Consider the following 7,364-nt stretch of genomic DNA (forward strand, 5'->3'; position numbering starts at 1 on the left):
CTCTCCAGCCGACATCAAGGGCCGGATTGAGGAACTGGTCGACGCCGGCGATCTTTTGCCCGTACGCGTCGAAGGCTGGGACAAGCCGGCCTATCTTTACAAGGACGCCCGTTTTCCGCGCAAGATCGAGGCACGCGCGCTACTCGCTCCGTTCGATCCGGTCGTCTTCGAGCGGTCGCGCACGGAAAGACTGTTCGACTTCCGCTATCGCATCGAGATCTACACCCCCGTCGAAAAGCGCCAGTACGGCTATTATGTGCTGCCGTTCCTGCTCGGCGAAAGGATCGTGGCGCGCATCGATCTCAAGGCCGACCGCCCCGCCGGCGTGCTGCGCGTCCATGCCGCCTATGCTGAGCCCGGCGCCCCGCCGAAAACCGCCGCCGAACTCTTCGAGGAGTTGAAGCTGATGCAGGGTTGGCTCGGGCTGGAACGCATCGAAGTGACTCCGGCCGGCGACCTGGGTTCGGCTCTCGCCAACATTGCCGCATCGTAGACGTGCGTTGACACGACTGCCTGCACAGGCCTAAATCCAATCCAGACGGTCTCCTCTCGGCAAAGGGAGGAGCCAAGAGGGAATGCGGTGCGAAATTCCGATTTCAAATCCGCGGCTGTCCCCGCAACTGTAAGCGACGAGCCAAGGCCGAAAACCACTGGGACGGTCCCGGGAAGGCGGCACCAAGGCGATGACCCGCGAGCCAGGAGACCTGCCGTCTAGGACAAAAGAATCCGATCGCCTGGCGGGTTTTCCGGGCAAGGAGCCTGATTTGGAACGCGACAGCAGTTTTTCGGCTGAGACAGCGGACGTATTGCCCGATAGTGATCCCTTGGCCGGCGTCACGGTGATCGTCTGCGCCTCCTGCCGTGACGAGATCGGCTCCGATGGCCATCCCCGCGCCGGCGAACTGTTGGCCGAAGACACGCGCCGCGCCGCCTCCGGCGAAAACATCCGTATCCGCAGCGTCGAATGCCTCGGCAACTGCAAGCGCCGGCTGAGCGCCGCGATCCTGCGCGACGGCTGCTGGAGCTACGTCTTCGGCGACCTGACCACGACAAGCGGCGCCGATCTCGTCACTGGCGCAAAGCTCTTCGCCACCTCGACGGACGGTCTCATTCCATGGCGCGGCCGCCCCGATAGTCTGAAGCGCGGCCTCGTCGCCCGCATCCCTCCCCTCGACCTTTTGAAGGACCTGACATGACCGCTTCCGTCTCCCGCGTGCCCTGCACCGTCGTCACAGGCTTCCTCGGCGCCGGCAAGACAACGCTGATCCGCCATCTGCTCGAAAACGCCGGGGGCAAGCGGCTGGCCATCATCGTCAACGAGTTCGGCGACATCGGCATCGACGGCGAGATCCTCAAAGGATGCGGCATCGACACCTGCCCCGAGGAGAATATCGTCGAGCTGGCCAATGGTTGCATCTGCTGCACCGTCGCCGACGACTTTGTCCCGGCGCTCGACCAGATCCTGTCGCTGACGCCGAAGGTCGACCATATCCTGATCGAAACCTCTGGGCTGGCTCTGCCCAAGCCGCTGGTCCAGGCCTTCCAGTGGCCGTCGGTGAAGAGCCGGGTGACCGTGGACGGCGTCGTCGCCGTGGTCGACGGACCGGCGCTGGCCGAAGGCCGCGTCGCCAACGACATGGACGCCCTGCAGGCGCAGCGCGCGCAGGACGAGACGCTCGACCACGACGACCCGGTCGAGGAGGTGTTCGAGGACCAACTCGCTTGCGCCGACCTGATCATATTGTCGAAGAGCGACTTGATGGACGCCGCCGGTTCGGCCCGCGCCAATGCCATCATCGGCGAGCACACCGCGCGCGCCGTCAAGATCATGCCGACCTCGCAAGGTAAGGTCGATCCGTCTGTGCTGCTCGGCCTCGGCCTTGCCGTCGAGGACGACATCGAGAACCGCAAGACCCACCACGACGACGAACTCGACCACGAGCATGACGACTTCGATTCCTTCGTCATCGACATACCGTCGATCGCCAATCCCGATGAGCTGGCTTTGCGTGTCGCCACGGCGGCGGAGGAAGAGAACGTGCTGCGCGTCAAGGGTTTCGTCGACGTCGGCGGCAAGCCGATGCGGCTGTTGCTGCAGGCTGTCGGTCCGCGCGTCAATCACTATTACGACCGCGCCTGGACCGCTGAGGACGACCGCCGTTCGCGTCTCGTCGTCATCGGTCTGAAAGGACTGAACCGCCCGGCCATCGAGCGTATCCTAGCCGGCTGACCCCAGGCACGAGCCGCGATGCACATCCTCACCACAACATCCGCCTCGCTCGACGATCTCGCCGAGCCCGTTGATCTCAGGCAGACGCCTGCGGATGTTGTGGCGCTGTCCTTCACCGACAGCGATCTGGCCGGGCTGGCGGCGGCGTGGAAGGCAGGTGCGGATCGCCTGCCGTCGATGCGGCTGGCGGCTTTGCGTGATCTGCGCCATCCCATGTCCGTCGACCTCTGGATCGACAGCGTCGCCCGCCACGCCAGGGTTATTTTGGTTCGCATTCTCGGCGGCTATGACTGGTGGCGCTATGGCTGCGACCAGCTTGCCTCGACCGCCCGCGCACGCGGCATAAAACTGGCGCTGCTGCCCGGCGAGAGCCACGACGAGGATTTGCGGCTGATCGAATGCTCGACGCTGCCCCGCGAAGAGCTCGACGGTCTGCTCAATTATTTTCGCGAGGGCGGCCCGGCCAACATGACAGCGCTGGTGCATCGGCTGGCCCGGCTGGCGGGATCGGACATGGCGGTCGCGGAGCCGGTCAGCGTGCCGAAGGCGGGCTATTATGAGCCGGGACGCGGTGTCGTCCCCCTCCCCCTAGAGGGGAGGATCCGGCCGCAGGCCGGGGGTGGGGTCCTCTCTGAAGTGCGCCGACACCCTGAAGCGCTTCGACAGAAAGAAACGTCGCGCACTGCCGCAACGACCCCACCCGGCGGCTTCGCCGCCACCCTCCCCTCGATGGGGAGGGAATCCCCCCGCCTCATGTTCATGATGTCGTCGGGCGGTCTCACCGCCGCCGATATGTTCCAGGGCAAGGACGCGTTGCTGTCCGGTCCGGCCGGCGGCGTCGTCGGCATGGTCGAGACGGCGAAACTCGCTGGTTTCGACAAGGTCATCGGTTTCGACATGGGCGGCACATCCACCGACGTCGCCCATTATGACGGCGACTATGAGCGCGCCTTCGACACCGAGGTTGCCGGCGTGCGCATCCGCGCGCCGATGATGCGCATCCATACCGTCGCCGCCGGCGGCGGCTCAATCCTGCATTACGAGGCCGGCCGCTTCCGCGCCGGGCCAGATTCTGCCGGCGCCAATCCCGGCCCGGCCGCGTACCGGCGCGGCGGCCCGCTGGCCGTCACCGACGCCAATGTCATGCTGGGCAAGCTGCAGCCCGACTTCTTCCCGGCCATTTTTGGACCCGGCCAGAACGAGCCGCTCGACGTGCAAACCGTGCGCGAAAAATTCGCAGCACTCGCCGCCGAAATCGGCGACGGCCACACGCCGGAGGCGGTGGCCGAAGGGTTCGTCACCATCGCCGTCGAAAACATGGCCAACACGATCAAGAAGATTTCCGTGCAGCGCGGCTACGACGTCACCGAATATCTCTTGAACTGTTTTGGTGGCGCCGGCGGCCAGCACGCCTGCCTCGTTGCCGACGCACTCGGCATGGAAGCGGTGCTGATCCATCCGTTCTCGGGCCTGCTGTCGGCTTATGGCATTGGGTTGTCCTCGACTTTTTCGTCGCGCCAGCAGGCGCTGCTGAAACCACTGGCGGAAGACTCCAAGCCGGCGATCGACGAGCTTATCGCGACATTGCGCAAAGCCGTCATCAACGAGCTCGCCGCACAAGGCATCGCCGAGGACACCGTCGCCTCGAAACCGGTGCTGCAGGTCCGCTATGACGGCACCGACACCGCACTGCCGGTGAATTTCGAGCACCGCTCGATTTCACGAGCCAAGAGCGATTTCGAAACGGCCCACAAGGCGCAGTTCGGCTTCGTCTATGACAAAAAGCCGATGATCGTCGAATCGGTCGGCGTGGAAGGCACCGACACCGGCGACGCCGGCTGCGAGGAAAGCGATTCAGTTCTTGAGGACATAACCCCAAGCCCTTCGGAGAAACGGCAAATCTTCGCCGACGGCATCTGGCGTCACGCCGGCATCTTTCGCCGCGAGGCGCTCAAGCCGGGGCACAGCGTTGCCGGTCCTGCCCTGGTCATCGAACCGAACCAGACCATCGTCGTCGAACCGGGCTGGCAAGCCGAAATCACCGCCAAGAAGCATGTGCTGTTGCGCCGCGTCGAGAAAAAGCGCCGGCAGGCAGCGCTCGGCACCGAAGCCGATCCGGTCATGCTGGAGGTCTTCAACAACCTGTTCATGTCGATCGCCGAGCAGATGGGCGTGACGCTGCAGAACACCGCCTACTCCGTCAACATCAAGGAAAGGCTGGATTTCTCCTGCGCCGTCTTCGACCGCAATGGCGCGCTGGTCGCCAACGCGCCGCACATGCCGGTGCATCTCGGCTCCATGGACCGTTCGGTGGAAACCATCATCCGGCTCAACTCGGGCGACATTCACCCCGGCGACGTCTTTGCATTGAATGCGCCTTATAATGGCGGCACGCATCTGCCTGATATCACCGTGGTGACGCCGGTGTTTGAGGAAGAGCGGCCAATCTCCCCCCTTGTGGGGGAGATGTCGGCGAAGCCGACAGAGGGGCGCGCTGCCCCGCCAACGCCTCCAATTGGCGAGGCGGCGTATCGCGAAGCTGAGCGCTCGACGTTGCCCCCCTCTGCCCTGCCGGGCATCTCCCCCACAGGGGGGGAGATCGGCCAATCGCCAAAAATCCTCTTCTACGTCGCTTCACGCGGTCATCATGCCGACATCGGTGGCACCGCGCCTGGCTCGATGACGCCGCTCGCCACCACGGTCGACGAGGAAGGCGTGCTGTTCGACAATTTCCGCATCGTCGATCGCGGCCGGTTCCGCGAGAAGGAACTGGAGACGCTGCTCACCGACCACCCCTACCCGGCACGCAATCCGCATCAGAACATCGCAGACCTCAAGGCGCAGATTGCCGCTAACGAAAAGGGCGTCGCCGAACTGCGCAAGATGGTCACGCATTTCGGCCTCGACGTCGTTGAGGCCTACATGGGTCACGTCCAGGACAACGCGGCCGAAAGCGTGCGCCGTGTACTGGAGCGACTGCCCGACAGTTCCGTATACGAGTATCCGACCGACACCGGCCAAGTCATCAAGGTGAAGATCTCGGTCGACCGGAAAAAGCGTGAGGCGACTGTCGACTTCACCGGTACCTCGCCGGTCATGAAGAACAATTTTAACGCCCCCGAGCCGGTCGCCCGCGCAGCCGTGCTCTATGTCTTCCGCGTCATGGTCGAGGACATGATCCCGATGAATGCCGGGTGTCTGAGACCCATCAACATCATTATCCCTGATGGCTCGATGCTGAAACCCGCCTATCCGGCGGCGGTCGTCGCCGGCAATGTCGAGACCTCCCAGCATGTCACGAATGCGCTGTTCGGCGCCATGGGCGCGATGGCCAACGCGCAAGGCACGATGAACAACCTCACCTTCGGCAACAAGCAGTACCAGTATTACGAGACGATCTGCTCCGGCTCGCCGGCAGGCAGGATGAACTCCGGCCGCGGCTTTGCCGGCACCTCCGGCGTCCACACCCACATGACCAATTCGCGCCTGACCGATCCGGAAGTGCTGGAATTGCGCTTTCCCGTCCTGCTTGAGGATTTCCACATCCGCGAAGGCTCCGGCGGCAAAGGCAAATGGAGTGCCGGCGACGGCACCAAGCGCACCATCCGTTTCCTCGAAAAGATGGGATGCGCCATCCTGTCCTCTCACCGCGATCGCCCGCCGCAAGGCCTGGGTGGCGGCGGCGATGGCGAGGCCGGCTCGACCGCGGTCCGCCGCAAGAATGGCCGCGTCGAAATCCTGAAGGCGTGCGACCAGACGGTGCTGGAGGCCGGTGAAGCCGTCATTGTGACGACACCGACGCCAGGCGGATTTGGCGAGGCCTGAGTTCATCTCAACAGGGCTGTCACCCGCCTGTCATCCACCTGCGCTACCCGCTTGCGCCAGAGCAAACGGGAATCGCCTTGTCATGACGGATCTTTCCGGAGAACTGGTTTTTCGCCGCGGCAAGGAAGTTGGCAAAGCCGTCTACCAGAACCGCCCGCTGTCGAAGGCCGGCCTCTCCGAACGGCTCTTCGCGTTGCTGTTTTCCGGCCTCGTCTATCCGCAGATCTGGGAAGACCCCGATGTCGACATCGACGCGATGCAGCTTGGCCAGGGCCATCGCGTCGTCACTATCGCCTCGGGCGGCTGCAACATCCTCGCCTATCTCACCCGGTCGCCCGAAAGGATCGACGCCGTCGATCTCAACGCCGCCCACATCGCGCTGAACCGGATGAAGCTCGAAGCGGTGCGCCATCTGCCGTCCCAGGGTGACTTGTTCCGTTTCTTCGGCGCTGCCGAGACCCGTCACAATTCGCAAGCCTACGACCGCTTCATCGCGCCGCATCTCGACCCGGTCAGCCGCCATTACTGGGAACATCGCAACTGGCTCGGCCGTCGCCGCATCGCCGTCTTCGACCGTAATTTCTACCAGACCGGGCTGCTCGGGCTGTTTATCGCCATGGGTCACCGCACCGCCAAATTCTTCGGTGTCGATCCGGCCGGCATCATGCAAGCCAAAAGCCTCGCCGACCAGCGCCGCTTCTTCGACGAGGAACTGGCGCCGGTCTTCGAAAAGCCGTTGCTGAAATGGGCCACCTCCCGAAAAGCCTCGCTGTTCGGCCTCGGCATTCCGCCGGCCCAGTACGATTCGCTGATCACCTCGGGCGACGGCACCATGGCCAGCGTCCTGAAGGCCCGGCTGGAAAAGCTCGCCTGCGATTTTCCGCTACAGAACAACTATTTCGCCTGGCAGGCTTTTGCCCGCCGCTATCCCAACCCCGGCGAGGCGGCGCTGCCCGCCTATCTCGAAAAGCGCAACTACAAGACGATCCGCAACAATGTCGACCGCGTCGCCATTCGCCATGCCAATCTGATCGAATTCCTCGCCGGCAAGGATGCCGGTTCGGTCGACCGCTTCGTCCTGCTCGACGCACAGGACTGGATGACCGACGACCAGCTCAATGCGCTGTGGGCCGAGATCACCCGGACCGCCTCGACTGATGCCCGCGTCATCTTCCGCACCGCGGCCGAACCCAGCCTGTTGCCCGGCCGGGTCTCGAATTCGCTGCTCGACCAGTGGAATTATGCGGACGAGGCGTCGCGCGAATTCTCGGCCCGCGACCGGTCGGCCATCTATGGCGGCTTCCATCTC

5 protein-coding genes and 1 riboswitch are annotated in these 7,364 nt (G+C 64.0%); all 5 genes read left to right on the plus strand.

All coding sequences use genetic code 11. The features are described 5' to 3' along the window. Positions 1-493, plus strand: a 493-nt coding sequence (locus tag EOA85_RS22200) for a crosslink repair DNA glycosylase YcaQ family protein (RefSeq protein WP_164759800.1), incomplete at its 5' end; no start/stop codon positions are given. 29 nt (positions 494-522) lie between these two features. Further along, positions 523-727, plus strand: a riboswitch (cobalamin riboswitch). 37 nt (positions 728-764) lie between these two features. Beyond that, entirely contained in the window at positions 765-1,196 is a 432-nt protein-coding gene (locus EOA85_RS22205) for a DUF1636 family protein (RefSeq protein ID WP_127211181.1), read from the plus strand. Beyond that, on the plus strand, positions 1,193-2,230 hold the full coding sequence (gene cobW, locus EOA85_RS22210) for a cobalamin biosynthesis protein CobW (RefSeq protein WP_127211182.1): 1,038 nt from the start codon (positions 1,193-1,195) through the stop codon (positions 2,228-2,230). The genes EOA85_RS22205 and cobW overlap by 4 nt, the downstream gene beginning before the upstream one ends. Before the next feature lie 18 nt (positions 2,231-2,248). Further along, positions 2,249-6,055 (plus strand): hydantoinase B/oxoprolinase family protein, encoded by a 3,807-nt coding sequence (locus EOA85_RS37635; RefSeq protein ID WP_245485950.1) that lies wholly within the window; start codon positions 2,249-2,251, stop codon positions 6,053-6,055. An 82-nt stretch (positions 6,056-6,137) separates the two neighbouring features. Further along, a partial coding sequence (locus tag EOA85_RS22225; RefSeq protein ID WP_127211183.1) for a DUF3419 family protein occupies positions 6,138-7,364 on the plus strand: 1,227 nt, incomplete at its 3' end.

Source organism: Mesorhizobium sp. M5C.F.Ca.IN.020.29.1.1 (genome assembly GCF_003997375.1).
GTDB lineage: Bacteria > Pseudomonadota > Alphaproteobacteria > Rhizobiales > Rhizobiaceae > Mesorhizobium > Mesorhizobium wenxiniae.

Coding starts and splice junctions, on each gene's coding strand:
- EOA85_RS37635 (WP_245485950.1), top strand. CDS start 2,249: ATGCACATCCTCACCACAACATCCGCCTCGCTCGACGATCTCGCCGAG.
- cobW (WP_127211182.1), top strand. CDS start 1,193: ATGACCGCTTCCGTCTCCCGCGTGCCCTGCACCGTCGTCACAGGCTTC.